Here is a 26,310-nt window from a genome sequence, read left to right as displayed (position 1 = left end):
TTCTTAGATCGTGGAGGGAGCGCGCTTGTCGGCGAGGGCTTCCGTTTCGGCGCGGTTGAGCGGCTCGATCTTGCCGACAATCACAAGATAGCTGAACGCGCCGAGAAAGCAGAAGCCGCCTGCAACACACAGCGGAATGGTGAACGAGCCTTTCGTCATTTCGACCATGACGCCCGTGAACGTCGTGATGACGATACCCGCCAGATTCGACGCGAAATTCTGAATGCCACCGATGGACGCGACGTGTCCCGGCGTCGGTGCAACATCGCCCGGCAGCGACCAGATGCTGGCCGCGGCGAACGCGAGGCTGCCGTACGCAACGCCGAAAAAGCCGAGCATCAGATAGATGTTCGTGGTGAACGCCGAGAGCGTGATGACCGACGACAGCAGCATGCCGCCGACCATGCAGGTCTTGCGCGCCGCCGTGAGGCTCCAGCCGCGCTTGAAGAGCGAGTCGGACACGACGCCGCCGAGCCAGCCGCCCGGGATCGACATCAGCGCCGGAATCATGCCGAGCGTGCCGAGCGACTTGAGCGAGAAGCCATGCGTCTGCACGAGATAGCTCGGGAACCAGGTGATGAAGAAATAGATCACGAAGTTCAGGCAGAAGAAGCCGAGCATCATGCCCCACAGCGTGCGGTACTTGAAGAGCGAGCCCCACGAGACCTTGTTCTTCGGCGCGACCGGTTGCGGCGGGACATCCACGGGACCGGTGAGGTCGCCGAGCGACTTATTACGGTAAATGAGGAACCAGCCCAAGATCCACACCGCGCCGAGTGCGCCAGTGATGACGAACGACGCTTCCCAGCCCACCGAGCTGATGATGAGCGCAACAACAGGAATCGACAGCGCGGAACCGACACGCGAGCCGCTATCGAAGATGCTGGTGGCAAACGCGCGCTGCTGCGGCTTGAACCACTGCGCGACGAGCTTCGCGCACGACGGATACGCGCCCGCTTCGCCGACGCCCAGCATCAGCCGGCAGCCGAACATGCCCGCGACGCTCGTCGCGGTGGCGGTGAGCGCCGTGAACACCGACCACCAGCCCACCGCAAGCGGCAGTGCGATTCGCGCGCCCACGCGGTCAACGAACCAACCGAAAGGCATCTGCATGAGCGCGTAGGTCCAGAAGAAGCCGCTCAGGATGAAGCCCATTTCCGCCGGCCCAATGCCGAGCGCCTTCTCAATCTGCGGTGCAGCCACGGCCAGATTCGCGCGATCGATGTAATTGATCGCGATGGCCAGAAAGGCCAGAAATATCACTACCCAACGCATTTTGCGCATCGTTTGTCTCCTCGGGATGATGGCATTTCATTTCTGCCGGCCCGAACCGCCATGCCGACGCGGTGAGCCGTGATTCAAAAACGGTGTGACGGGAGTCCGCGTTCTTTGGCGGATCTCAATGCGCGTTCAATGCATCGCGCAGGCGCTTTTGTACGATATCGAGTTCGAGTTCGGCGGCGAAATCGATCACAGGTTGAAAACGCCGCACTTTCTTCTCGTCGTGATTGCGCGCGATATCCGCGAGCTTGTGCACGAGAAACGGGTTCTCGAAGCGGTCGCGCACGCTCGCGAGATAGTCGCTTGCCACGTCGCCCTTGCCGAGCGCGACAAACACCGGCAGCACTTCGTCGCGCCAGGTGGCTTCGAGCGGCGCGCGGTACGCGGAATCGCGCATCGCGTCGAGCACGGTCATGTCGGGCGCGCCGCCGCGCGTGCGCCAGATTTCCGCGAGCATCGTGTGGCCGAGGTTGAGCAGCAGCAGTTTCAGGCGCTCGTAGTGCGCGAGGTCGTCGGTGACGACGATGTCTTCGTGTTCGCACGGCAAGGTCATGCCCGCTTGCCGCTCGATTGCCCACAACGCGTAAGGCTCGGCAATCGCGCCGACCGGCAGGATAGGCTCCGACACGATGCGGTCCACGAGCGAATTCACCCAGACGCAATCGTTCGACAAGTAAGCGATGAACGCGTCGTCCGCATTCCATTTGCGCGCCAAGTCGAGCACGAGGTCGCGCAAGGTGTCGCCGTTACGCGAGACGAGTTCGCACGGCAACAGCGTGATCGGCGCCGCGCTCGCCTTGAAGCGTGCGTGCAGCAGCACGGCGAGCTTGGCCGCGAATCCGCGCGGCGTACGCGCGCCATCGAGCAGGTCGGCCGTGTCTTCGTCGAAAAGGGCGTAACCCGTGTCGGCCGTGTTCGAGACGATCACCTTCACGTCGCGTTCCATGCGTTCTAGCAACAGTAGCCAGTCGTCGTTGGCGTGCAGCGCTTCGGTGATCGAATCGCATTCGATGGTGGTGTCGACGGTCGCGTCGCGCTCGCGTCCGCGAATGCGTACCGGATAGCGGCCCGTGGCGCGCAGCGCATCGACGCGCGCGCGGCTGTCAGGACTCGACGTGGTCTGCACGACGGTGATCTTGCCGAGCGCTTTCGCAGGATCGCGCCGCGCGGCGTCGGCCACGAAGAAGTCAACGTGCGCTTGCAGAAAACGGCTCGTGCCGAACTGGAGAATCGGATTGGTCATGTCGGGCGGCTATCGCGCCATCGCTCGATGCGACGGCGAAGTACATAGGGGGTTTTGTCGTTGGGAACGGTTCCAGACAGCCGTAAAAAATATGGCCCATCTGGCCTTACCGAAATGCATACTAGTGGCTCGAATTGGAATTGGTCAAGCCACTTGTAAGCGTTTGAAAATGGTCGAACGCGCTTCGTACGGTGCGTCAACCCTTCCGCTGATTACAATCCACGTTTTCCCCGAGACATGCAGGAGTGTGCACGTGAGTGTCAAACCAGTCGAAACGCGTCGCCTCTACCTTCAGATCGCCGATAAGCTGCGCGCTCTGATCGAACAGCAGGACTTTGCGCCGAACGGCCGGTTGCCCTCCGAACGCGAACTCGCGCAGACGTTGGGCGTGTCGCGGCCTTCGGTGCGCGAGGCGCTGGTTGCGCTGGAACTGGAAGGGCGAGTCGAGATTCGCATGGGCTCGGGCGTCTATATCTGCGCGACGCCCGTGGCGAAGCCGCCCGCCACCGAGGCGGAACTGGGCGAGAGCCCGATCGAGATCATGAATGCGCGCAGCGTGATCGAAGGCGCGATTGCCGCGAATGTCGCGCCGTTTGCCAAGCCAAAGGCATTGAAGACGCTACGCGCCGTCTACGAGACCATGGCGCGCGAAGTCGAAGCGGGACAAGTGCCAATGAGCGCCGACCGCGCGTTTCACGTTGCGATCGCGCAGATGTCGGGCAACGACGTGCTGGTCAGGACAGTGGGCAGTCTCTATGACGAACGGCATAGTCCGCTGTCATCCACGTTACGCGGACATTTCGAGGGGGAGGAAACCTGGGCGGCCGCGCTCGGCGAACATCTCGAGATTCTCGAGGCGCTCGAAGCGCGGGACGCGGTGCAGGCTCAAGCCGCGATGCAGCGGCACATGCGCAAGTCGGCCGAGCGTCTGATGACACGTCGCAAAGGCTGAAACCGGCGCGCCTTAAAAGACGAACCGGTTCTCTCGAAAGTTAGCCCGCGTTAGCCGGGATACGCTTCATCGACCTTCAGGCCAGCCAGCTTGAAGATCACGCGCAGTGTCTGCGGCGCGATCTCGCGGCGCGAGGCGAGAGTGGTCAGGACGAAGTCCATCACCTTGGCGTACTTCAGCATGGTCAGACACGATTCGATATCCGTGGAGCCGTCGCGCATCGATTCGGCGAGACGCAGCATCTCCACCGAAATCTCTCGAGCCATTTCAAGTTCGAGTTGTTGCTTCTCGCTCCAGGCGGGCATCGTGGTCAGCGCCGCGAGCATCTCCTGAAACTGCTTTTCTGCTTTCTTGTCGGGGATCGCGTCCATCGCCGTCCTCTCCATGTTCATGGCGCTGGCGAGTCGCAATCGCCGCGCTGAGTGTTAGGTGTTACGTAACGAAAGCCGCTCGCGGGTGACGACGCGTACTGCGTTGTCGAGGCGTGACTTTGCTACCTGCTTGTTGCTCTTCCTTGCTGCATTGGCGCGCCGGGCTTCTTCCCCACGCTGCGCATCGTCCCGGCCAGATCCGCATACCGGACAATGCACGAAGTGTTCCAAGCGTTTTCTAGCCGTCTTGCATCGCCGGTCGACTTGGGCGGAACAAGAGCGTCTTCGCGCTTTTGGGTAAACTTCTCCTTTCGAGTCGGCAGAACCAGCGGTTAGCGCACATTCGGCGCAAACTAGCCTCGTTTTTTAATTTCCACGTCACTTTCACGATGGCCAAGAAGTCCTCCGCGTCGGCTCCGGGCACCCCCGACCCCACTACAAAGCACGAAATCCGTCCAGGTCAGTCGATCGAACTGCTGAAGGAACTTCATATCCTCACGCGCGACGGCAAGATGAATCAGGACAGCCGCCGCAAACTGAAACAGGTCTATCACCTCTATCAGTTCATCGAACCGCTGCTTGCCGACGTTCACGAACGCCAGGGTTCGGTGTCGCTTGTCGACCATGGCGCGGGGAAGTCTTACCTTGGGTTTATTCTCTACGATCTGTTCTTCAAGACTCTGCGCGATCGGTCACACATCTACGGTATTGAGACGCGTGAGAATCTTGTTCAAAAATCGGAGGAATTGGCGAAGCGGCTGGATTTCGAGGGAATGTCGTTTCTGAATCTGTCGGTGGCCGAATCGATTGAATCGAAACTGCTGCCGGATTCCATCGATGTCGTGACCGCGCTGCACGCCTGCAATACCGCGACGGACGACGCCATCCAGTTCGCTCTGCAGAAGAACGCGAAGTACATTGTCGTGGTGCCGTGTTGTCAGGCGGAAGTCGCGTCAGTGCTGCGCAAGAACAAGGGGCATGCGCTGTCGAAGAACGTGCTGACGGAGATGTGGCGGCATCCGCTGCATACGCGCGAATTCGGCAGCCAGATTACGAATGTACTGCGCTGCCTGCAGCTTGAATCGCACGGATATCAGGTCAGCGTGACGGAACTCGTAGGCTGGGAACATTCGATGAAAAACGAGCTCATCATCGCTCAGTTCAAGGACTTGCCGCGCGCCCGGCCCGCGCAACGGCTGTCGGATGTGCTTGAAACGCTCGGGCTGGACGAGTTGCGCGAGCGCTTCTTCGCGCACTGATCAGTCGCTTTTCATCCACGCCGCGAAACCTTCGTGACCGAGGCGACGCAGCGTTTCCATGTTGCGTTCGTAGATATCGGCGGCGTCGGGAAAGGCATCCACTGCGCGGTCGATGCTCGCTTCGCGCAGCAAATGAAAGATGGGATACGGCGCCCGATTCGTATAGTTCTCGATGTCGTCGGGCTCGCTGCCTTCGAATCGATATTGCGGATGAAAGCTCGCAATCTGCAGTTCTCCGGCAAGGCCCATGTCGTTCAACAAGCGGTCGGCGAAGAACAGCGCGTCGTTGTAATCGGTGAAGTGCGCAAAGGCGTGCGGCGTGATGAAAAGCGTCGTGTCGATGTCTTTTGCATCGCTTTCGCGCAAAAGGCGCAGTTCGTCCGCGAGTTCCGCGACGACATCTTCCACGCCGCGCGCGTCGCTCACGACATAGCGAATCTGTCCCTTCACATGCACGCTCTTGGCAAAAGGACACAGGTTCAAGCCGATGACAGCGCGGGTGAGCCAGTGGCGCGTGGCCGCGATCACTTCTTCTTCGCGGGTGCTACGGTCGTTCATGGTGCATCCTGAATAAGCGGCTTGCAGGCCGCGTCGATCAAAGTGCGCGCAATGCGAGGCGCCGCGCGCATCGGCCCCGAACCGGGACCGTAAGTCTGGCTCGTCGCGTAGACGCCATCGACGAGCAACGCCAGCGATTCTGCCAGTTCGACGGGATCGGCGGCGCCCGCAGCAGCCGAAATCTCGGTGAGCCGCGTGATCAGATAGTGCTTGTTGCGCTCGACGGATTGCCGCGCGGGATGCGCCGGATCGCCGAATTCGCACGCGATGTTGAGAAACGGACAGCCGCGATAATCCGGCGCCGACGCGCGCCCGACGAGATCCTCGAGCGATTGAACGAGTTGCTCGGCCGGCGCGCCCGGATGCTTCTCGACGCTTGCCTCGAAGCGCTTGCGGAATCTTTCGTCCATGCGCTGCAGATACGCGGTGACGAGTTCGTCTTTCGAAGCGAAGCGCCGGTACAGGCTCATCTTGTTGACGCCCGCGCGTTCGACGACGGCATCGACGCCAATCGCGCGGATGCCTTCGCGATAAAACAGTTCCTGCGCGGCATCGAGCAATTGTTCCCGAGCCTGCACGCCGTCGGTTCGCACACTGCGGCGAGCAGGGGTTTTCGGCTGGCCGGCGGGAGTTCGTGTCACAGTCGCATCCTTGAAGATTGCTTGGGTCTTGACATGTTACCGATCGGTAACTAAGCTCGCAACTCTGATGTGACAGGTCGGTAACGTCACGGCGCGTAAAACACGAAATTCACGGAACGGAGCAGCGATGAATTGGGTAGCGGGACGGCTTGGCGGCCGCGTGCATTATGGCTGGATCGCAGTGGGCGTCGTTTTCCTGGTGTTGCTGGCGGCGGCCGGCACGCGCGCGACGCCGAGCGTGATGATGTTGCCGCTCGAAAAACAGTTCGGCTGGTCGCGCGGAACCATTTCGCTCGCCATCTCGATCAACCTTGCGCTTTACGGACTGACCGGACCATTCGCCGCTGCCGCCATGCAGCGCTTCGGCGTGCGTCCGACCTTGCTCGCCGCGCTTGCGACCTTGGCCGCGGGCGTCGGCCTCTCCTCGATGATGACCGCGCCCTGGCAGATGATCGTGATCTGGGGCGTGATGGTCGGCGGCTCGACGGGCGTGGCGGCGCTCACGCTTTCGGCGACGGTGGTGAATCGCTGGTTCACGACGCATCGCGGGCTTGCAATGGGCATTCTCACCGCCAGTTCGGCGACCGGGCAGCTCGTGTTTCTGCCGTTTCTCGCGGCGTTGTCGGAGCATCACGGCTGGCGGCCGGTGGTTTTCGTCGTGGCTATAGCAACCGCAGTCGTCGTGCCGCTCGTCGCATGGCTGCTGCCGGAGCGTCCGTCGGATGTCGCGCTGCGACCCGTCGGCGAAAGCCCGGACGCGCCGCCCGCCGTCATTCCGCCGCCGAAAAATCCGATCAAGGTCGCATTCGGCACGCTCGGCATGGCGAGCAAGACGCGCGATTTTTGGCTGTTGTTCTTCAGCTTTTTCGTCTGCGGCGCGAGCACGAACGGTTATGTCGGCACGCATCTGATCGCGATGTGCTCCGACTACGGCATGACGCAGGTGCAAGGCGCGACCTTGCTCGCGGCGATGGGCATTTTCGATTTGTTCGGCACGACGCTTTCCGGATGGCTTTCGGATCGCTTCAACGCGCGCCTGCTGCTGTTTTGGTACTACGGCCTGCGCGGGTTGTCGTTGATCTATCTGCCGTATGCGTTTGGCATCGACTTCTTTGGGTTGCCGCTTTTCGCGGTGTTTTACGGGCTCGACTGGATCGCAACCGTGCCGCCGACGGTGCGCCTCGCCACCGATGTCTACGGCAAGGAGTCGGCGCCGATCGTCTTCGGCTGGATCGTGGCGGGGCACCAGCTCGGCGCGGCGTTCGCGGCGCTGGGCGGCGGCATGCTGCGGTCGAGCCTCGGCAGCTACACCGTGGCGACGATGATCTCCGGCGGTCTTTGCCTCGTCGCAGCCGTTACGGTGCTGCGGATCAATCGCGCGGGGCGGTCGATGGGCGTCGCCGCCACTTGAGCACTTTTGCGGACGTGTGAGTCCGTGACTTATCCTTGTCGTTCGATACTTGAACGGCGCGCATTGGGCCGATGCGCGCCGTTTGCGCTTTTGAGGGCGGCGCGAGGCAACGGTGCTGAATTGAAGTGGTAGCGTTGTGCGGTTGACTGCTGCAAGCCGTTATCGTGATGGGCAGGCCTCGCTTCTTCCAATCGCTGAAGGATTCCAATGATGACCGCCAAACCCGCCGCAACCGAAGTCGATATCCACGAACTACTCGCGGGCCGCTGGAGCCCGCGCGCGTTCTCCGCCGCGCCGCTGAGCCGCGAGCATCTGCATAGCCTGCTCGAAGCGGCGCGCTGGGCGCCTTCATCGAGCAATTTGCAGCCTTGGCGTTTCATCGCGTTCGATCGGCATCGCGACGAAGCCGCGTTCCAGCGCGCGTTCGAAACCCTCGCGCCGTCCAATCGGACATGGAATGTTCGCGTGCCCGTGCTGGTCTGCGTGACTGCGTCGACGCTCACGCCGAAGGGCGATGTCAGCCGCACCGCGCTCTACGACACCGGCGCGGCCGCGATGGCGCTCGTGCTCCAGGCGCACGCGCTCGGACTCGCGACGCATCAGATGGGCGGCTTCGATCGCGACGCGTTCCGCGCGGCGTTCGAGATTCCGCCGGAGGTGGAGATCATCGCGATGGTCGCAGTCGGTCATCACGGCGACGCGAATCTTCTCGACGACGCGCTTCGCGAACGCGAGGCCGCGCCGCGAGCACGCAAGGCGCTGGGCGAGACCTCGTTCGAAGGCGCGTGGGGAAAGGGTTTCGAGTGAAGCCAGGCTTACGCGGCGCGGGTGCGCTTGACTGCGGATGTGTACGACATCACCCCTCATCCGCCGATGACAGCGGCCGCGCAACATCTTCCAGAGACTTGCGCTCCGCCGCCACGCCCCAGATGCCGGCCACGACGGCGGCCGCGATCATCAGCGCCGAGCCGATCAGATAGCCGACGAACACCGCGCCACGCTGATGCGTATCGATGAGTTGCCCGAACAGCGCCGGCCCGATGATCCCGCCGAGCGCCGTACCGAACGCATAAAACACGGCGATGGCAAGCGCGCGAATCTCCAGCGGAAACGTCTCGCTGACCGTCAGATAGGCCGAACTCGCCGCCGCCGACGCGAAGAAGAAAATTACCATCCAGGCTATGGTCTGCGTGGTCACGGAAAGCATTCCGTGCATGAACATCCATCCGCTGATCGTGAGCAGCACGCCCGAGATCGCGTAAGTGAAGGCGATCATCCGGCGTCGGCCAAGCACGTCGAATAGCTTGCCGAGCAGAACGGGGCCGAGAAAATTGCCCGCTGCGAACGGCAGCACGTACCAGCCGATGTGATCGCCCGGCACGTGATAGAAGTCCGTCAGCACAAGCGCGTAAGTGAAAAAGATTGCGTTGTAGAAGAACGCCTGCGCGGTCATCAACATGAGGCCGACCAGCGAGCGGCTCCGATGCACATGAAACAGCGTGTGCGCGACTTCCGAAAGTGGCGTGTGCTCGCGCATCTTTAGGCGCAGCGGCTTGATCGGCGTGTTCGGTATTTCGACGCCGTGCTTGCGAAAATGCGCTTCGATGTCCTCGACAATCTGCTTCGCTTCATCGACGCGGTTATGCGTGATGAGCCAGCGCGGACTTTCCGGCACCCACATCCGCATGAAGAGAATGGTGAGACCGAGCGCTGCGCCGATCAGAAAGCACCCGCGCCAGCCCCAATCGGGCGGCATCAGGCCCGGATCGAGCAAAACGAGCGAACCGGCCGCGCCAATGCCCGCGCCAATCCAGAACGTGCCGTTAATGGCGAGATCGGTCCAGCCGCGCAAACGCGCGGGCGTGAATTCCTGGATCGTGGAATTGATGGCCGTGTATTCACCGCCGATGCCCGCGCCCGTCAGAAAGCGGAACAGCACGAAACTTGCGAGATCCCATGAGAACGCGGTTGCGGCGGTCGCGGCCACGTAGAGAAAGAGCGTGATGAAGAAGAGCTTGCGTCGTCCGAGCCGGTCGGTGAGCCAGCCGAAGCCAAGCGCGCCGACCACCGCGCCTGCAATGTACGCGCTGCCGGCAATGCCGACATCCGTGTTGTTGAAGTGCAGCGCCGGGCTCGACTTCAATGCGCTCGCCACCGCGCCCGCGAGCGTGACTTCGAGCCCGTCGAGCAGCCACGTGATGCCGAGCGCGAATACGATCAACGTATGAAATCGTCCCCAGGGCAGACGATCGAGCCGTCCCGGTAAATCGGTTTCTATGATGTCGGATCGATCGCTGGCGCTCGCAGTCGAACGATTTTCCTGCGGTAAGGTAGTGTCGTTCATTAGCTCGTGCCCGCCGCATCCGCGCGCGCAACAGTGAATAAATTGCCGCTTTGGCGAGCAAGTTGCATTCCGCGCCGGTTGAAGCGTCGTGGCGGTTCCAGACGGGTTCGAATGCGGTTGATGCATGCCGCCGAACATGCTACAAACCCTGTCCACTTTTGAATGCGGCGTTGCCTCGTAACGCTGCCTCGATGTCCATGACCTACTGTGCGATCGATTTTGGCACGTCGAATTCCGCCGTCGCCGTGCCTGCCGCGATTCAGGCGCAGACGCAGGGTGGCCATTCGATCCGGCTGGCTCCCGTCGAGGGCGAGGCAACCACGCTTCCGACGGCCGTCTTCTTCAACACGGACGAAAACAGCCAGTCCTATGGCCGCGCCGCGCTCGAATCGTATATAGACGGCTTCGACGGCCGCCTCATGCGTTCGATGAAAAGCATTCTCGGCTCGCCGCTCGCCGACACTAGCACCGATCTCGGCGACGGCTCCGCCATCAAGTACACAGACGTCATCACGCTTTTTCTGCAGCATCTGAAGCAGAAAGCACAGGCGGTCTCGCCAAGTCCGCTCGATCGCGCGGTTCTCGGCCGTCCGGTCTTTTTCGTCGATGACGATCCGCGCGCCGACCGCCTCGCGCAGTCGCAACTCGAAGCGTGCGCGCACGCCATCGGCTTGCGCGAGATTCACTTTCAATACGAACCGATCGCCGCCGCATTCGATTACGAAGCGCGCCTGACACAGGAAGGGCTCGTGCTGGTCGCGGATATCGGCGGCGGTACGTCCGACTTCTCACTCGTTCGCGTGGGGCCCGAGCGCGCTCGCCAGCTAGACCGAAAAAGCGATGTCCTCGCGCATCACGGTGTGCACGTGGCCGGCACGGATTTCGACCGGCGCGTCGAGCTGACGACCGTTTTGCGCGAACTCGGTTATCAGACGCTCGATCCGCAAGGGCGCGAAGTGCCGAACCGCGTGTATTTCGATCTGGCGACGTGGCATCTGATCAATACCGTCTACACGCCCAAGCGCGTGAGCGAATTGCAACTGATGCGCCACCTTTACACCGAACCGCGTCTGCATGACCGGCTGATGCGCGTCGTCGATCGCAGGCTTGGTCATGCGCTAACCGCGCACGCTGAGGAAGCGAAGATCGACGTGGCGGCGGGCGGCGTAACCGAGATCGACATGGAAGAGGTGGAGGAAGCGCTGCGCGTCGCATTCGACGAAGCGCAGCTGATCGAAGCGGGCGCGGACGAGACGCGGCGTATCGTCGAAGCGGCGCTGGAAACGGTGAAACGCGCGGGCGTGGCGAACGCGGATGTCGGCGCCGTGTACTTCACGGGCGGCACCACCGGTTTGCGCTTTCTGTCCGATGCGCTCGCGGCGGCTTTTCCCGGCGCACGAGCCGTATTCGGCGATCGACTTGCCAGCGTGGCGACGGGCCTCGGTATTTACGCGCAACGCGTCTTTACCTGATCGCGCTCGTTCCAGATGCAAAAAACCCCGCCGAGGCGGGGTTTTCTTTAAGCCGGATAAAAACTTACGCCGGCTTGATGTTCGCTGCTTGCTTGCCCTTGGGGCCAGTCTTCACTTCGTAGGTAACCTTTTGGTTTTCTTGAAGTGTCTTGAAACCCTCAATGCGGATTTCCGAGAAGTGTGCGAACAGATCTTCGCCGCCGCCATCCGGGGTGATGAAGCCAAAGCCCTTTGCGTCATTAAACCACTTGACGGTACCGGTTTCCATGTTACTTATTCCAAAAAATTGATGAATGAGGCCGAAGCCAAGGGTGCATGAAGATCAAGGAAGGGGCAATGGGACCAACCGGAGTACCGCGATGGCGAACTACGAAAGAACCACAAGTCACTCGCCACTTGAAATCCTGCAAGAAGGTTTATACGGCTAATCGTTTTCGCGGTCAAATAATATCCGACTGCCGCGCAGGGACTTTTTGAGATATCGCAACGTAACTTACGAATCTTTCATAATTTCACTGCCAACTGTCTATCACCGCCGTGTGGTAGCTTTCATCGCGCAAAAACTGATGAAAGCTGACAATCCTTCGCTGCATTCGAAAGGTGCAACCGTTACACTACGCGCCAACCTGCCAAGGTTGCACCAAAATCGCCCTATCACCGGACCGTGGGCCGGCATCGCGCGCGGCGGATGTGCATTCGTGCGCCTGACCTCCAAGCGCAAGGCGAGAGACACTGGAGAACAATGTGAAGAGTTCGATACAACGAAATATCGGGCCGATAGCACTCATGCTTACCGGCCTCGGTTCCATCATCGGTTCAGGCTGGTTGTTCGGCGCGTGGAAAGCGGCCAAGATCGCCGGTCCCGCAGCCATGGTCGCGTGGGTGATCGGCGCGGTCGTCATCATGGCGATCGCTCTTACTTACGCGGAGTTGGGCGCGACGTTTCCCGAATCCGGCGGCATGGTGCGTTACGCGCGCTATTCGCATGGCGCGCTCGTCGGTTTCATCAGCGCTTGGGCGAACTGGATTGCCATCGTCTCGGTCATTCCGATCGAGGCCGAGGCATCCATTCAATATATGAGCACGTGGCCTTATGAATGGGCGCATGCGCTCTTCGTGAACGAAACGCTCACGACTTCAGGGCTGATCCTCTCGGCGCTGCTCGTGGTCGTGTACTTCATGCTCAACTACTGGGGCGTGAAGGTGTTCGCGCGCGCCAACTCGACAATCACTGTTTTCAAGTTCCTGATTCCCGGCCTGACCATCGCCGGCCTCATCTATACAGGGTTCCATTCCGAGAACTTCGGCACGGTGTCGAGCTTCGCGCCCTATGGCTGGCCGGCCGTGCTGACGGCGGTGGCGACGAGCGGCATTGTGTTCAGCTTCAACGGCTTTCAGAGCCCGGTCAATCTCGCGGGCGAGGCGCGCAATCCGTCGCGGAGCATCCCGTTCGCCGTGATCGGCTCGATTCTGATCGCGCTCGTGATCTACGTGTTGTTGCAAGTGGCCTACATCGGCGCGGTCAATCCCGCCGATGTCGCGAAGGGCTGGTCGCATTTCAACTTCGCGTCGCCGTTCGCAGAACTAGCGCTGGCGCTGAATTTGAACTGGCTCGCCGTGCTTCTTTATGTCGATGCTTTCGTGAGCCCGAGCGGCACCGGCACCACCTACATGGCGACGACCACGCGCATGATTTACGCGATGGAGCGCAACAACACGATGCCGAAGATATTCGGCAACGTGCATCCGTTCTACGGCGTGCCGCGTCCCGCGATGTGGTTCAACCTGTTCGTCGCGTTCGTGTTCCTGTTCTTCTTCCGTGGTTGGGGCACGCTGGCGGCGGTGATTTCGGTGGCTACGGTCATTTCCTATCTCACCGGGCCTGTGAGCCTGATGGCGCTGCGCCGCGCCGCGCCGGATCTGGAACGGCCGGTCCGCTTGCCGCTAATGGGCTTGGTCGCGCCGTTCGCGTTCGTCTGCGCGTCGCTTGTCCTGTACTGGGCAAAGTGGCCGCTGACCGGCGAAATCATCCTGTTGATGGTCGTCGCGCTGCCCGTGTACTTCTACTTCCAGGGCAAGACCGGCTTCGCGGGATGGGGCCGCGATCTGAAAGCCGCGTGGTGGCTGGTGGCGTATCTGCCGACGATGGCCGTCATGTCGCTCATCGGCAGCAAGGAATTCGGCGGAAGTGGCGTGTTGCCGTATGGCTGGGACATGGCGCTCGTCGCCGTGCTCGCGCTCGTGTTTTACTTCTGGGGCGTGCACACCGGTTATAGGACGGACTATCTGGATGAACGCGAAGCGCACGAAGACATTCAGCACGAAGTCGGCGCGTAAACAGATCGTCGACGAGAAGCGGTAAAACGAAGCCCGCCTGAGCAATCAGGCGGGCTTCGTTCTTTCCTGCTCGACTCGTACGTTCAGGCCTCAGGCGTCCGCGAACACGTAGTTCGTCATGGCGAGCGCGCGCTGGAAAGTGCCGAGCGACTGTATGCGCAACTGATAGTCATCCGCCGCAGCGCCTAGTGCGCCGAATACCGGCAGCAGATGCTCGTCGGTCGGATGCATCAGCGCGGCGTGCGGCGCGCGGGCGCGATAGTCGAGCAGCGCGTCGATGTCGCGATCGGCAAGACGCGCCTCGAACCAATGCGTGAACTCATCGACGCGCGGATCGGCATCTTCGGGACGCGCGCCGAAATCCGCCATGCGCAGATTATGCGTGATTTGCCCGGAACCGACGATCATCACGCCGTCACGCCGCAAATCGCGCAGCGCCCGGCCGATACCAAAGTGATGCGCGGCATCGAGGCGCGGTTGAATGGAAAGTTGCGCGACTGGGATGTCGGCGTTGGGAAACATGAGCAGAAGCGGCACCCACGCGCCGTGATCGAGGCCGTGCTCCGTCGTGCTCGCAGCAATGCCGTGCTCGCCGAGCAGCGCGGCGGCGTTGCGGGCGAGATCGGGCGCGCCGGGCGCGGGATAGCGCAGTTCATAGAGCGCGCGCGGAAAACCGTAGAAATCGTGGATGGTTTCCGGCCGCTCGGCGATGCTCGCAACGGGTTGCGTCGTGCCCCAGTGAGCCGAAAGCATGAGGATGGCGCGCGGGCGCGGCAGCGTTTCAGCGAGCGAGGCGAATTCGCCGGAAGGCATCGACGGGTCGATAGGCAGCGTCGGCGCGCCGTGGGAAATGAAAACGGAGGGAAGGGAAGTCATGGCGTCGCGCATTGAGTTGGATGCCACCAATGTACGGCCGGTATTAGCGGAAATAAACGGCCGGTGAAGCAATGAATTGTGTCGTCGGCGTTTGCAATCGAATCGACGCTCAGTCCGCTTCGCCGCGCATTCCTTCCCATGCAGCGGCGGCCGGCGATGCGATCTGGAACAGATCGATCACGCGCGCGACGGTGTGATCCACCATCTCGTCGATGCTTGCCGGCTTCTGATAAAACGCCGGCAGCGGCGGAAAAATTACGCCGCCCATTTCCGTCACGGCGGTCATATTGCGCAGATGCGCGAGGTTGAGCGGCGTTTCGCGCACCAGCAGCACCAGACGGCGACGCTCCTTGAGCACGACATCCGCCGCGCGCGTGATGAGATTGTCGGAGAGTCCGTGCGCGATGCTTGCCAGCGTTCGCATGGAGCACGGCGCGACAATCATGCCTTCTGTGGAAAACGAGCCGGACGCGATGCTCGCGCCGACATCGCGCACGTTATGAACAACGTCCGCGAGCGCGTGAACCGTGGATTTATCGAGTTCCAGCTCGTGCTGGATATTGAGCCAGCCGGCGCTGGAAACGAGCAGATGCGTTTCCACGCCGGGAACACGGCGCAACGTTTCAAGCAGACGCACGCCGTAAATTGCGCCCGTGGCGCCCGTGATGGCGACGATGAGCCGTCGTCGGGCGGCAGGCGCGTTCACTTCGAAGATGACTTCAGGCAGCGGCGAAGAGCTGTTGCAGTTCGCCGGATTCGTACATCTCCATCATGATGTCCGAGCCGCCGATGAACTCGCCCTTCACGTAAAGCTGCGGAATGGTCGGCCAGTTCGAGAATTGCTTGATGCCCTGACGAATTTCGTTGTCTTCGAGCACGTTCACGGTCGTGATCTGATCGACGCCACACGCCTTCAGCACCTGGATGGCGCGGCCGGAGAAACCGCACATCGGGAACTGCGCCGTGCCCTTCATGAAGAGGACGACCGCGTTTTGATCGACGAGTTGCTTGATGCGTTCTTGCGTTTCCATGATGTTCCTGCGCTTTGATGTCGGTGGGGACTAAGTGTTGAAATGATAGCGGATTTCGCTATTCCGGGCTGACCGCTGCCTGGCTCGCCCGCCGCGCTCAGGCATTGAAAACGCCGCCGCTGATGCGCTCGATTCCCGCCAGATCGCGCAGCGAATGCACATCGGTGAAACCGCGCGCCGTGAGCAGTCGGCGCACGGCGTCGGACTGATCGTAGCCGTGTTCGAGCCACAGCACGCCACGGCGCGCAAGCAGAAACGGCGCTCTCTCGATAATGGTCCGGATGCAGGACAAACCGTCGGCGTCATCGGTGAGCGCGTCGCGCGGCTCGAAGCGCAGATCGCCTTGCTGCAAATGCGGATCGTCGCTTGCGATATACGGCGGATTGCTCACAATGGCTTCGAAGAGCAGCGAAGGATCGACCTTCGCGGTCCAGTCGCTTTCGACGAACGCGAGCGGCCCGCCCGCGCGCGCCGGATCGAGCAGCCGTTCTGCATTGCGACGCGCGACATCCAGCGCGGCGCCTGAGCGGTCCACGGCCCACACGCGCGCGTCGGGCCGTGCATGCGCGAGCGAAACCGCAATGGCGCCGGTTCCCGTGCCGAGATCGAGCACGCGCGCGTTCGGCGTATTCGCGATGGCGTCGAGCGCCGTTTCCACCAGCAATTCGGTTTCCGGGCGCGGAATCAGCACATCGGGCGTCACGTCGAATTCGAGCCCGAAAAATTCACGCGTTCCAGTCAGCTGCGCGATCGGTTCTCCCGCGACACGGCGCGCGACGAGCGCCTCGAAGCGGCTAACCGCGATGGCGCCAAGCGCTTCGCGGTCGCGCGTGATCAACTGCGTGCGTCGCCAGCCGAGCACGTGCATCAGCAAGACGCGCGCTTCGAGCGCGGGCAGCGCACACGCACGCAGCAGATCGACTGCGGTCGTCACTCGGTTTCCCCGAGCGCCGCGAGCAATTCCGCCTGATGCTCGCTCACGAGCGCGCCGATCAGTTCGTCGATATCGCCGTCCATGATGTATTCGAGCTTGTAGAGCGTCAGATTGATGCGGTGATCCGTCATGCGCCCTTGCGGAAAATTGTAGGTGCGAATGCGCTCGGAGCGGTCGCCTGAACCGATCAGACTCTTGCGCGTCGCCGCTTCCTTCGCGTGTTGCTCGTGATACTGCTTGTCCTTGATGCGCGCGGCGAGCACCTTCAGCGCGCGATCCTTGTTCTTGTGCTGCGAGCGGTCGTCCTGACATTCGACGACGATTCCGGTCGGCAAGTGCGTGACGCGCACGGCCGAATCGGTCTTGTTGATGTGCTGCCCGCCCGCGCCCGACGCGCGGAAGGTATCGATACGCAGATCCGCTGGATTAATCACCACTTCGCTGATTTCATCGGCTTCCGGCATGACCGCGACCGTGCACGCGGACGTATGGATGCGCCCCTGCGTTTCCGTCGCCGGCACACGTTGAACGCGATGCCCGCCCGACTCGAACTTGAGCCGCGAGAAGGCGCCGTGGCCCGCAATCCGCACGATCACTTCCTTGTAGCCGCCCAAGTCGGACACGCTCTCGGACATGGTTTCGGCGGTCCAGCGGTTGCGCTCCGCATAGCGCAGATACATGCGCAGCAGGTCGCCCGCGAACAGCGCGGATTCGTCGCCGCCCGTGCCCGCGCGAATTTCGATGAAGATATTGCGCTCGTCGTTGGGATCGGTCGGCAGCAGCATGGTCTGCAGATCGCTTTCGATCGTCGCCATGCGTTCGCGCGCTTCGCCGATTTCCTCTTCGGCGAAATCTCGCATCGACGGATCGGACAGCAATTCCTGCGCGGTCGCTTCGTCGTTGAGCGCCTGACGCCAGAGCGCGTACTGCTCGACGACCGGACTGATTTCCGCATGTTCGCGCGTGAGTTTCCGATACTGATCCATATCGGCGGTCACGTCTTCGCGGCTCAACAATTCGTTGAGTTCGACCTGCCGTTTTGCAAGCTGGTCGAGCTTGCTTTGCATGCTCGTTTTCATCGGGCGGAGTTGGAGCGATGCTCCGGAGAATTGTGGAATCAGAAATGCCTGCGCGTCAGCGCCGCGCGGCATTGGAGAACAGCGAGGAAAGCCGCTAACGGTCCGGAGACTGCGACGATTCAGGCGCCGAAGGCGTGTCGTCTTGCGGCTTGTCGGACGAACCGTGGCGGTAGAAGCCGCTCATCAGGTCGATGAGCTGGGCGCGCTCTTCCGTGGTCGCGCGATTGAGCGCGTGCGTCGGACCATGAATGAGCTTGTTGGTGAGCGATTGCGACAATGCTTCGAGCACGGCGGCGGGATCGTCGCCGCGCGCGAGCAGCTTGCGCGCGCGTTCGACTTCGGCGCGGCGCAGCGCGTCGGCTTGTGTATGCATGTGGCGGATGACCGGCACGATACTGCGCGCATCCAGCCACTGCATGAAATTCTGCACACGCGTTTCGATGATCGCTTCGGCTTGCGCGACGGCAGCTTGCCGCGACGCATTGCCTTCGCGCACGATCGCGCCGAGGTCGTCGACGGTATAGAGGAACACGTCCTGCAGATTGCCGACTTCCGGCTCGATATCGCGCGGCACGGCGAGATCGACCATGAAGATTGGCCGATGCCGGCGCGCGCGCACCGCGCGTTCGACCGCGCCCAGCCCGATGATAGGCAGCGTCGACGCCGTGCACGACACGATGATGTCGAACTCGTGCATGCGCGTGGGCAGCTCGGAAAGCGGAATGGCGCGGCCGTTGAAACGTTCGGCGAGCTTTTCGCCGCGTTCGGCCGTGCGGTTTGCGACCACCAGTTCGCGCGGATTCTGCGCGGCGAAGTGCGTGGCACAGAGTTCGATCATTTCGCCCGCGCCGATGAAAAGCACGCGCTGACTCGAAATGTTTTCGAAGATGCGCTGGGCGAGTCGCACGGCGGCGGCGGCCATGGAAACGGACTGCGCGCCGATCTCGGTCGTGGAGCGCACTTCTTTGGCGACCGCGAAGGTGCGCTGAAACAACTGGTTGAGATAAGTACCGAGCGCGCCCGCTTCCGATGCGGTGCGCACGGCATCCTTCATTTGTCCGACGATCTGCGTTTCGCCGAGCACCATTGAATCCAGCCCCGAGGCGACGCGGAAGGCGTGGCGCACGGCCTCGGACTGCGGCAGCGCGTAGACGTGCGGCGCGAGTTCCGAGACGGGGAGATTGTGGTACTTCGACATCCACTGAATGGCGGCGTCGCGCGCGGCGGCGTCGTCGGTGGCGCAGTAAAGTTCGGTGCGATTGCAGGTCGAGAGGATCGCCGCTTCGGGCGAAACCTTGGCGAGCGGCCCAAGCCAGATGTCCTTCAGCGCGCCCAGAGCGGGCTTCAGCTGTTCGAGCGGAAACGCCACGCGTTCGCGCAAGGCGACAGGCGCAGTGTGGTGATTGATTCCGATCGTGAGGAGCTGCATGTAATGGGCCTAAGCCGATGGCCTTTCAGATAGCGCAATATTATAGCGTTTTACCAATCTCTTCATTTATAGGCGGCATAGGGGATGGCTGGTGTTCGCTCGCGCCGCTTGCAGCTGGCGCGAAGCCGCACGCTCGTGCGACGCCAGGACGCAGCGCCGCGCTCAATCGAAGTACTTTGCCAGCTCGGCGGCGCGCGCTTCGAGTTCCTCTTGCGACAATGCATGCGTCTCGGCAGCCGCTTCGCGATTTCGTTCGGCGGCGGCAATGGCCGCGTGCCGCGAAGTATTGTCGTGATGCAGATGGAACAGCGACGCGTTTGCATCGGGCACGGAATGCCAGCGAACGCCGAGCCGCACCGCGCGCGTGAGCAGGTCGTCATCTTCGCCGCCCCAGCCAATGAAGCGCGGATCGTAGCCGCCGACGCGCATGTAATCCGAGCGTTTTATGAGCACGATGGCGCCCGGCGTATTCGCATAGAGAATTTCCATTTCTTCGGGCCGGTCGCTTTCGAGAAACGGTTTTAGTATTGCGTAATCTCCGGAAGCAATGAATGCATCGCGATAAACACCCGTAACGTTAATCACGTTCGTGAATGGGCAAAGTGCGTCGCTTGCCGTTCCATGACGAATTGCGTTGATGCAAAGCGGCAGATAATCCGGGTTGGAAATCATGTCCGCGTCATGGAAACAAATGATGTCGCCGGTGCACATGCGCGCGCCCAGATTGCATAGGCGCGCCTTCGGAAAGGGGCCGTTGTCGCATACGAAGACATGCCTGATCTTTTCGTCGCCGAGGCCCGACCAGTGGAAGGTGGGCGTGGCATCGGCTTCGATGAGATAAATCATGTAGTCGGAATAAGTCGAATCGAGATGGCGCAATATGCCGCGCAGATTTTCACGCCGCTCCAGCGTGGAACCGCGGTAGGTCATGATGAATTCCAGACCGTTTAGCGATATGAGGCTTTTCTCAAACATGGTGCTTTATTTCCGCTGTAAACCCATTAAATCGATGCCGCGAACTTGGGCAATGACTCCTTAGAGTATCGCCCTTAAATCAGCGTGGCTAAAGCGGTCATTTTACCGGCCCGGCATATTTTCATTTTTAAGCTTAGTCGCATAAATCGTTCAAGGAAACGCACTTGCCATCGCCAACCTGGCCCCCTAAACTCGACCGCTAACGGCGCGCGGCGCCGGTTCAGACGCAATCAAAGGGGCGCGGTAGCTGATGGGCTGGACGGGCTTGATCTTTTTGGGCGCGGTAATCGGCGCGACGGGTTGGTGGCTGCATCCGCTGCGGCGCGCGGGGCGCGTGGGCACAGGCGCGGCGGGGCGCATCTGGACGGCCATCGTCGCGGGCATATTGGCGATAATCGTCGCGCGCATGTTCGGCAATATCATCAACCTGTATCACGACGGCGATACGCTCGAATGGTTCGCGTGCACGGTGTTCGCGCTCGTCGTCGTGACGGTGACAGTCGGCCTTGCCGCGCGTCGCTAAACCCGCGCTCGCCGGCGCTTCCTCACGCATTCCATGCAGGTGACTTCATGAACGACCGCATCGCACATTCCGCCATTCCCGACGCAGCCGAGTTCGCCCGGCGCATTGAATCGCTGCGCGGCCAGATGGCGCTCGACAATCTTGCCGCCGTGCTGATTCCGTCGGCAGACCCGCATCTTTCCGAATATCTGCCGGAGCGCTGGCAAGGGCGGCAATGGCTGTCCGGCTTCACCGGTTCGGTCGGCACGCTCGTGGTGACGGCGGATTTCGCGGGCGTCTGGGTGGACAGCCGCTATTGGACGCAAGCCGAGGCGCAACTGGCGGGCACCGGCATCGTGCTCATGAAGATGATGGGCGGCCAGCAAACCGCGCCGCACGTCGAATGGCTGGCGGCGCATGTCGATTCGGGCGATGTCGTCGGTGTCGATGGCGCCGTGCTCGGCGTGGCGGCGGCGCGCTCGCTTGCGGATGCGCTGAAGGCACGCGGCATCGTACTGCGCACGGATGTCGATCTGCTCGATTCCATCTGGCCGACGCGTCCTGGTTTGCCTGACGCGCCCATCTACGAACATGCCGCGCCGCACGCCAGCGTGAGCCGCGCGGACAAACTCGCGCAGGTGCGCGAAGCCTTGCGCGCAAAAAACGCGCAGTGGCACTTCGTGTCCACGCTCGACGATCTCGCGTGGATCTTCAATCTGCGCGGCGGCGATGTCAGCTACAACCCCGTGTTCGTCGCGCATGCGTTGATCGGCAGTGACGACGCGACGATCTTCATCGCTGATGGCAAGGTGTCGGCCGAGCTCGAGGAATCGCTCGCGCGCGACAACGTGCGCGTCGCGCCTTACGCCGATGCGCCCCGCGCACTCGCCGCGCTGCCCGCCGGCGCCACGCTCCTGATCGACCCGCGCCGCATCACGCATGGTTTGCTGGAGCAAGTGCCCTCGGCGGTGACGATCGTGGAAGGCGTGAATCCGTCCACCTTCGCGAAGTCGCAAAAGACGGCGGCGGAAGCCGAGCATATCCGCGCGACGATGGAACAGGACGGCGCGGCGCTCGCCGAATTCTTCGCCTGGTTCGAAAATGCGCTGGGCCGCGAGCGCATTACGGAACTCACCATCGACGAAAAGCTCACGGCGGCGCGCGCGCGGCGTCCGGGCTTCGTGACGCTGAGCTTCGGCACTATCGCGGGCTTCAATGCCAACGGCGCGATGCCGCACTACCGCGCAACCGAAGCGTCGCATTCGGTGATAGAAGGCAATGGCTTGCTCTTGATCGATTCGGGCGGACAGTATGTGAGCGGCACGACGGACATCACACGCGTGGTTCCCGTCGGCGAGATCACGGCTGAACACAAGCGCGATTTCACCATCGTGCTGAAAGGAACGATGGCGCTGTCGCGCGCACGCTTTCCGCGTGGCATCCGTTCGCCAATGCTCGATTCCATCGCGCGCGCGCCGATCTGGGAAGCCGGCGCGGACTACGGGCACGGGACCGGGCACGGCGTCGGCTACTTTCTGAACGTGCATGAAGGCCCGCAGGTCATCTCGCACTACGCGCCCGCCGAAAGCTGGACGGCGATGGAAGAGGGCATGATCACGTCCATCGAGCCGGGCATCTATCGGCCGGGCAAGTGGGGCATTCGCATCGAGAATCTGGTGCTGAACCGAAGCGCGGGCAAGACCGAATTCGGCGATTTCCTCGACTTCGAAACACTCACGCTCTGCCCGATCGATACCCGCTGCATCGACTTGGCCTTGCTGCGCGAGGACGAGCGCGCGTGGCTCAACGCGTATCACGAGGAAGTGCGCCGGCGCGTGTCGCCGCACGTGTCGGGCACGGCGTTGGCGTGGCTCGAAAAACGCACGCAGGCTATCTGATCCGAAAATAAGAAGGAGCAGCAAAACCATGACCATCAAGGCAGTCGTATTCGACTTCGGCGGCGTGTTGATCGACTGGGACCGCGAGTATTTGTACCGGCAACTGATTCCGGACGAAACCGAGCGCCGCTGGTTTCTCGACAACGTCTGCAAGATGGATTGGGTCGTGCAGCAGGACGGCGGGCAGACCATAGAAGAAGGCACCGCCGAACTGATCGCGCGCTATCCCGATCACGAAGCGCTGATTCGCGCGTTCTATGCGCGCTGGCACGAGATGGTGTCGGGCGTGCTGGAAGAGGGCGTGGCGCTCGTCGACCGGCTGGACGCGGAAGGCGTGCCGCTATTTGGCCTGACGAACTGGTCGGCGGAGACGTTCCCGTATGCGTGGGAACGCTTCGACGTGTTGCGGCGGTTTCGCGAGATCATCGTTTCGGGGCGCGTGGGAATCGTCAAGCCCGACCCGCAGATTTTCGCGCTGATGCGCGCGGAGATCGAAAAGCATCTGCCGGGCATTCAGCCGCACGAACTCGTCTTCATCGACGACAACGCGAAGAACGCGCAGGCCGCGACGGATCTCGGCTGGCACGGCATCCACTACACGGGCGCGATGGAAACCGAAACGAAGCTGCGCGCGCTCGCCGTGCCTATCTGACGCTTACTGACCGAGCAAACTCTTGAGCGCGTTGCCAATACCGCGCACGGTATCGCCCGTGCCTTTGGCCACGCCTTCGACGCTCACACCGAGCGCCTTCGCAAAACCGGCGGCGAGTTTCTTCGACAGACTTTCCTGCAGCGAAAACTTCGGATCGCGCAGATCGCCGTCGAGCACGAAGTCGAGCTTGATCTGATCCTTGCGGTCTTTCAGCGCGGCGACTGCGGCTTTCGTCGGAATGGAGAGGAAGGTGTCGAGTCCGTTGCCGGTGTCGCTGATCTGCAAGTGATTCAGCGTAAGCGTGCCGGGCGCGTGAATGCGGTAATCGTGGATGTTCGCGTCCACGGTGAGGTCGATGGTCCCGCCCGTCACCGCCGCACGCGCGCCGGCCTTTTTCAGCAGATACGGGTCGAGCGACGCGATATCCACGCCGCTCAGCACGGCGCGCGTCTGCGAATCCTTGTTGGCGATGACCATCCAGCCGCCCCACGAAACCGTTCCCGTGTGCGACGGACCCTTGATCGAACCGGACATCGACAGATTGGTGCGGTCGGTGAGCGCGGGGAGATGCAGATGGTCGATGGTCGCACGCGAATCGCTGATCAACACGCGATACGGCGGCTTTTGCACCGATGAATCGAAGAACTCCATCGAGCCGCGTTCGAACGACACGCGATCGATGAGCTTCTCTTCCCGCGAGCGCGCGTCTTCCTTCGCGTCGGGCTTGGCGTCGGCGACGCGCGCGGTTTCCTTGAGACCGGGCAGAATCTGCACGCGGCCATCGGCGGAACGCACGATCGACAAATAGTAGTTGTCCACGCTCACGCCATGCAGATGCACGCGGTTTCGCAGCGCTTCGTGCATGTCGATGTCGAGCACGATGCGCTCGGCGCGCATGGCGTCGCTCGCGGGCCAGTCCTGCGGGCCGCGCAGACGCACGCGCGACAGTGTGACGTGGCCGAAGCCGACATCGATCTCTTCGGCCGAGCCGTTCGGCCCGAGCGTTTCGAGAATGCGCTCCTTCATCTGATGCGCGACGAAGAGCCACCCGCCAACCGCCACGATGATGATCGCCACGACGATTCCGACTGCCCAAAGCGCTCCCCGTTGCGCTTTCGATCGCGCCATCTGCAATGTCTCCCGAATACTGGTTCTGCCTGAGGCTCACTCGGTGGTAAGCCGTTTCGCGTGCATCGTTTTTTTAAGTGAGCGCGTACTTTTCAGCCTCTGTCGCGCCGCTAGCGTGTCGCAAAGATGCGGTGAAGACTGGCGGCGACGTGCCTCAGACAGTCGCCGCATTCGTGTCCGATGTCGGTGCGCGCGCGCGCATAGGCGCGCGCGTTCCTCGTCTCATCCGTTCACGCAAAGGATCAGCGCGTGATCGGCTTGTAGCGCAGACGCTTCGGCCTCGCGGCTTCTTCGCCGAGCCGCTTGCGCTTGTCGGCCTCGTATTCCTGATAGTTGCCGTCGAAGAACTCGACGTGCGAGTCGCCTTCGAACGCGATGATGTGCGTGGCGATACGGTCCAGGAACCAGCGATCATGCGAGATCACCATGACCGAGCCGGCGAATTCGAGTAACGCGTCTTCGAGCGCGCGGAGCGTTTCGACGTCGAGGTCGTTGGACGGTTCGTCGAGCAGCAAGACGTTGCCGCCCGCAATCAGCGTTTTCGCCAGATGCAGACGTCCGCGTTCGCCGCCCGACAGATTGCCGACGAGCTTCTGCTGATCGCTGCCCTTGAAGTTGAAGCGGCCGATATACGCGCGCGACGGCGTTTCGTACTTGCCAACCGTGAGCACATCCGCGCCGCCGGAGATTTCCTCGAACACGGTCTTGTCGGCGCCAAGCGCGTCGCGGCTTTGATCGACATAGGCGAGCCTGACCGTCGGCCCTTGCACGATCTCGCCGGAATCCGGCTGCTCCTTGCCGGTCAGCATGCGGAACAGCGTGGACTTGCCCGCGCCGTTCGGCCCGATGATACCGACGATCGCGCCCGCCGGAATCTTCATGCTGAGGTTGTCGATCAGCAGCCGGTCGCCATACGCCTTGCTGACGTTTTTGAACTCGATGACTTCATTACCGAGACGATCGCCCACGGGAATGAAGATTTCCTGCGTTTCGTTCCGCTTCTGATATTCCTGGCTGTTGAGTTCCTCGAAGCGTGCGATGCGCGCCTTCGACTTCGCCTGACGTCCCTTCGGATTTTGGCGCACCCATTCCAGTTCCTTCTTGATGGCTTTCTGGCGGGCGGATTCGCTCGATTCTTCCTGCTTCAGGCGCTCTTCCTTCTGGTCGAGCCAGCTGCTGTAGTTGCCCTTCCATGGAATGCCGTGACCGCGGTCGAGTTCGAGAATCCATTCGGCGGCGTTGTCGAGGAAGTAGCGATCGTGCGTGACCGCGACGACGGTGCCCGGATAGCGCGTCAAGAACTGTTCGAGCCATTCGACGGATTCGGCGTCGAGGTGGTTGGTCGGTTCGTCGAGCAGGAGCATGTCGGGCTTTTGCAGCAGGAGCTTGCACAGCGCGACGCGGCGCTTTTCGCCGCCCGAAAGATGTTCGATGGTCGCGTCCCACGCGGGCAGGCGCAGCGCATCGGCGGCGACTTCGAGTTGCTGCTCGGGGCTGCCGCCGTCGCTCGTCGCGAGGATGGCTTCGTACTTCGCTTGCTCGGCGGCGAGCTTGTCGAAGTCGGCGTCGGGCTCGGCGTAAGCGGCGTAGATTTCGTCGAGCTTCTTGGTTGCCTGGAAGACATCGCCGAGACCTTCTTCGACTGCCTGACGCACGGTTTGTTGCGGATCGAGTTGCGGTTCCTGCGGCAAATAGCCGATGTTCAGATTGGGCATCGGCGTGGCGTCGCCTTCGATTTCCTTATCGACGCCCGCCATGATCCGGATGAGCGTGGACTTGCCTGAACCGTTGAGACCGAGCAGACCGATCTTCGCGCCGGGGAAGAACGAGAGTGAGATGTCTTTCAGGATCTGACGCTTCGGCGGGACGATCTTGCCGACGCGGTTCATGGTGAAGACGTATTGGGCCATGTCGATGTTGTCTGTAATGGTGTGGTG

The 26,310-nt window shown here is 61.9% G+C and carries 25 protein-coding genes; 9 read left to right on the top strand and 16 right to left on the bottom strand.

Translation table 11 applies throughout. From position 1 onward, the window contains the following. Positions 1-3: 3 nt before the first annotated feature. Together P9250_RS16800 and P9250_RS16795 are read right to left on the bottom strand one after the other, a co-directional pair. Positions 4-1,284: an MFS transporter gene (locus P9250_RS16800; protein WP_244826354.1), complete on the bottom strand. Its 1,281-nt coding sequence runs from the start codon at positions 1,282-1,284 to the stop codon at positions 4-6. Positions 1,285-1,399: 115 nt separating this feature from the next. Beyond that, complete coding sequence (locus tag P9250_RS16795; RefSeq protein WP_310394241.1) at positions 1,400-2,524, bottom strand: mannitol dehydrogenase family protein; 1,125 nt, start codon at positions 2,522-2,524, stop codon at positions 1,400-1,402. A 253-nt stretch (positions 2,525-2,777) separates the two neighbouring features. Here P9250_RS16795 and P9250_RS16790 point away from each other — a divergent pair, with 253 nt between their 5' ends. Next, complete coding sequence (locus tag P9250_RS16790; protein WP_250465782.1) at positions 2,778-3,476, top strand: FadR/GntR family transcriptional regulator; 699 nt, start codon at positions 2,778-2,780, stop codon at positions 3,474-3,476. A 50-nt stretch (positions 3,477-3,526) separates the two neighbouring features. Here P9250_RS16790 and P9250_RS16785 read toward each other — a convergent pair whose 3' ends face one another. Then, positions 3,527-3,847, bottom strand: coding sequence for a DNA-binding protein (locus P9250_RS16785; protein WP_244826352.1), 321 nt, complete (start codon positions 3,845-3,847; stop codon positions 3,527-3,529). 389 nt (positions 3,848-4,236) lie between these two features. Between P9250_RS16785 and P9250_RS16780 the strand changes: the two genes are divergently transcribed. Then, the gene (locus P9250_RS16780) at positions 4,237-5,106 is read left to right on the top strand and encodes an SAM-dependent methyltransferase (RefSeq protein WP_310394239.1); all 870 of its coding nucleotides are present in this window, start codon (positions 4,237-4,239) and stop codon (positions 5,104-5,106) included. Here P9250_RS16780 and P9250_RS16775 read toward each other — a convergent pair whose 3' ends face one another. Both P9250_RS16775 and P9250_RS16770 read right to left on the bottom strand, forming a co-directional pair. Continuing rightward, a complete protein-coding gene (locus tag P9250_RS16775) occupies positions 5,107-5,664 on the bottom strand; it encodes a DUF1415 domain-containing protein (protein ID WP_310394237.1) in 558 nt (185 codons plus the stop codon). Next, positions 5,661-6,305, bottom strand: coding sequence for a TetR/AcrR family transcriptional regulator (locus P9250_RS16770; protein ID WP_409014905.1), 645 nt, complete (start codon positions 6,303-6,305; stop codon positions 5,661-5,663). The genes P9250_RS16775 and P9250_RS16770 overlap by 4 nt, the downstream gene beginning before the upstream one ends. 127 nt (positions 6,306-6,432) lie before the next feature. On the opposite strand from P9250_RS16770, the gene P9250_RS16765 reads away from it, so the two are divergent. Beyond that, positions 6,433-7,716: an MFS transporter gene (locus tag P9250_RS16765; protein ID WP_310394235.1), complete on the top strand. Its 1,284-nt coding sequence runs from the start codon at positions 6,433-6,435 to the stop codon at positions 7,714-7,716. Positions 7,717-7,926: 210 nt separating this feature from the next. Next, positions 7,927-8,523, top strand: coding sequence for a nitroreductase family protein (locus P9250_RS16760; RefSeq protein ID WP_310396779.1), 597 nt, complete (start codon positions 7,927-7,929; stop codon positions 8,521-8,523). Positions 8,524-8,572: 49 nt separating this feature from the next. Here the strand turns inward: P9250_RS16760 and P9250_RS16755 are convergent, their stop codons facing one another. Then, positions 8,573-10,060 (bottom strand): MFS transporter, encoded by a 1,488-nt coding sequence (locus P9250_RS16755; RefSeq protein WP_244826348.1) that lies wholly within the window; start codon positions 10,058-10,060, stop codon positions 8,573-8,575. Between the two features lie 197 nt (positions 10,061-10,257). On the opposite strand from P9250_RS16755, the gene P9250_RS16750 reads away from it, so the two are divergent. Further along, positions 10,258-11,532, top strand: coding sequence for an Hsp70 family protein (locus P9250_RS16750; RefSeq protein WP_244828124.1), 1,275 nt, complete (start codon positions 10,258-10,260; stop codon positions 11,530-11,532). A 64-nt stretch (positions 11,533-11,596) separates the two neighbouring features. Here P9250_RS16750 and P9250_RS16745 read toward each other — a convergent pair whose 3' ends face one another. Further along, entirely contained in the window at positions 11,597-11,800 is a 204-nt protein-coding gene (locus tag P9250_RS16745; RefSeq protein WP_016346375.1) for a cold-shock protein, read from the bottom strand. A 476-nt stretch (positions 11,801-12,276) separates the two neighbouring features. Between P9250_RS16745 and P9250_RS16740 the strand changes: the two genes are divergently transcribed. Continuing rightward, positions 12,277-13,869 carry an APC family permease gene (locus P9250_RS16740; protein ID WP_250465772.1) on the top strand — a complete coding sequence of 531 codons (1,593 nt, stop codon included), beginning with the start codon at positions 12,277-12,279 and terminating at the stop codon, positions 13,867-13,869. A gap of 90 nt (positions 13,870-13,959) precedes the next feature. Here the strand turns inward: P9250_RS16740 and P9250_RS16735 are convergent, their stop codons facing one another. The 7 genes from P9250_RS16735 to P9250_RS16705 form a co-directional block, all read right to left on the bottom strand. Then, positions 13,960-14,745, bottom strand: coding sequence for a class III extradiol ring-cleavage dioxygenase (locus P9250_RS16735; RefSeq protein WP_310394231.1), 786 nt, complete (start codon positions 14,743-14,745; stop codon positions 13,960-13,962). Between the two features lie 109 nt (positions 14,746-14,854). After that, positions 14,855-15,451 carry a UbiX family flavin prenyltransferase gene (locus P9250_RS16730; RefSeq protein ID WP_310394228.1) on the bottom strand — a complete coding sequence of 199 codons (597 nt, stop codon included), beginning with the start codon at positions 15,449-15,451 and terminating at the stop codon, positions 14,855-14,857. A gap of 13 nt (positions 15,452-15,464) precedes the next feature. Next, on the bottom strand, positions 15,465-15,776 hold the full coding sequence (grxD, locus tag P9250_RS16725) for a Grx4 family monothiol glutaredoxin (RefSeq protein WP_244826344.1): 312 nt from the start codon (positions 15,774-15,776) through the stop codon (positions 15,465-15,467). Positions 15,777-15,873: 97 nt separating this feature from the next. After that, positions 15,874-16,710: a peptide chain release factor N(5)-glutamine methyltransferase gene (prmC, locus tag P9250_RS16720; RefSeq protein ID WP_309962334.1), complete on the bottom strand. Its 837-nt coding sequence runs from the start codon at positions 16,708-16,710 to the stop codon at positions 15,874-15,876. Next, on the bottom strand, positions 16,707-17,789 hold the full coding sequence (gene prfA / locus P9250_RS16715; RefSeq protein WP_244826342.1) for a peptide chain release factor 1: 1,083 nt from the start codon (positions 17,787-17,789) through the stop codon (positions 16,707-16,709). Before prfA ends, prmC begins: the two co-directional genes overlap by 4 nt. Positions 17,790-17,883: 94 nt before the next feature. Further along, the gene (gene hemA / locus P9250_RS16710) at positions 17,884-19,218 is read right to left on the bottom strand and encodes a glutamyl-tRNA reductase (RefSeq protein WP_244826341.1); all 1,335 of its coding nucleotides are present in this window, start codon (positions 19,216-19,218) and stop codon (positions 17,884-17,886) included. Positions 19,219-19,380: 162 nt separating this feature from the next. After that, complete coding sequence (locus P9250_RS16705; protein ID WP_310394226.1) at positions 19,381-20,148, bottom strand: glycosyltransferase family 2 protein; 768 nt, start codon at positions 20,146-20,148, stop codon at positions 19,381-19,383. Positions 20,149-20,443: 295 nt separating this feature from the next. Here P9250_RS16705 and P9250_RS16700 point away from each other — a divergent pair, with 295 nt between their 5' ends. The 3 genes from P9250_RS16700 to P9250_RS16690 are packed head-to-tail and all read left to right on the top strand — an operon-like array spanning position 20,444 to position 23,245. Then, positions 20,444-20,716, top strand: coding sequence for a hypothetical protein (locus P9250_RS16700; RefSeq protein WP_244826339.1), 273 nt, complete (start codon positions 20,444-20,446; stop codon positions 20,714-20,716). A gap of 47 nt (positions 20,717-20,763) precedes the next feature. Beyond that, positions 20,764-22,593 carry an aminopeptidase P family protein gene (locus P9250_RS16695; protein ID WP_284507759.1) on the top strand — a complete coding sequence of 610 codons (1,830 nt, stop codon included), beginning with the start codon at positions 20,764-20,766 and terminating at the stop codon, positions 22,591-22,593. Positions 22,594-22,621: 28 nt separating this feature from the next. Further along, entirely contained in the window at positions 22,622-23,245 is a 624-nt protein-coding gene (locus P9250_RS16690; RefSeq protein ID WP_244826338.1) for an HAD family hydrolase, read from the top strand. 3 nt (positions 23,246-23,248) lie between these two features. Here the strand turns inward: P9250_RS16690 and P9250_RS16685 are convergent, their stop codons facing one another. Then, positions 23,249-24,373, bottom strand: a complete 1,125-nt coding sequence (locus P9250_RS16685; protein ID WP_310394224.1) for a DUF748 domain-containing protein — start codon at positions 24,371-24,373, stop codon at positions 23,249-23,251. A gap of 242 nt (positions 24,374-24,615) precedes the next feature. Further along, positions 24,616-26,283 carry an energy-dependent translational throttle protein EttA gene (gene ettA, locus P9250_RS16680; RefSeq protein WP_310394222.1) on the bottom strand — a complete coding sequence of 556 codons (1,668 nt, stop codon included), beginning with the start codon at positions 26,281-26,283 and terminating at the stop codon, positions 24,616-24,618. Between the last annotated feature and the right edge of the window lie 27 nt (positions 26,284-26,310).

The sequence above is a fragment of the Caballeronia sp. LP006 genome (genome assembly GCF_031450995.1).
Lineage (GTDB): Bacteria > Pseudomonadota > Gammaproteobacteria > Burkholderiales > Burkholderiaceae > Caballeronia.
Note: the sequence above shows the minus strand (reverse complement) of the source record. Positions and strands in the feature narration are given on the sequence as shown.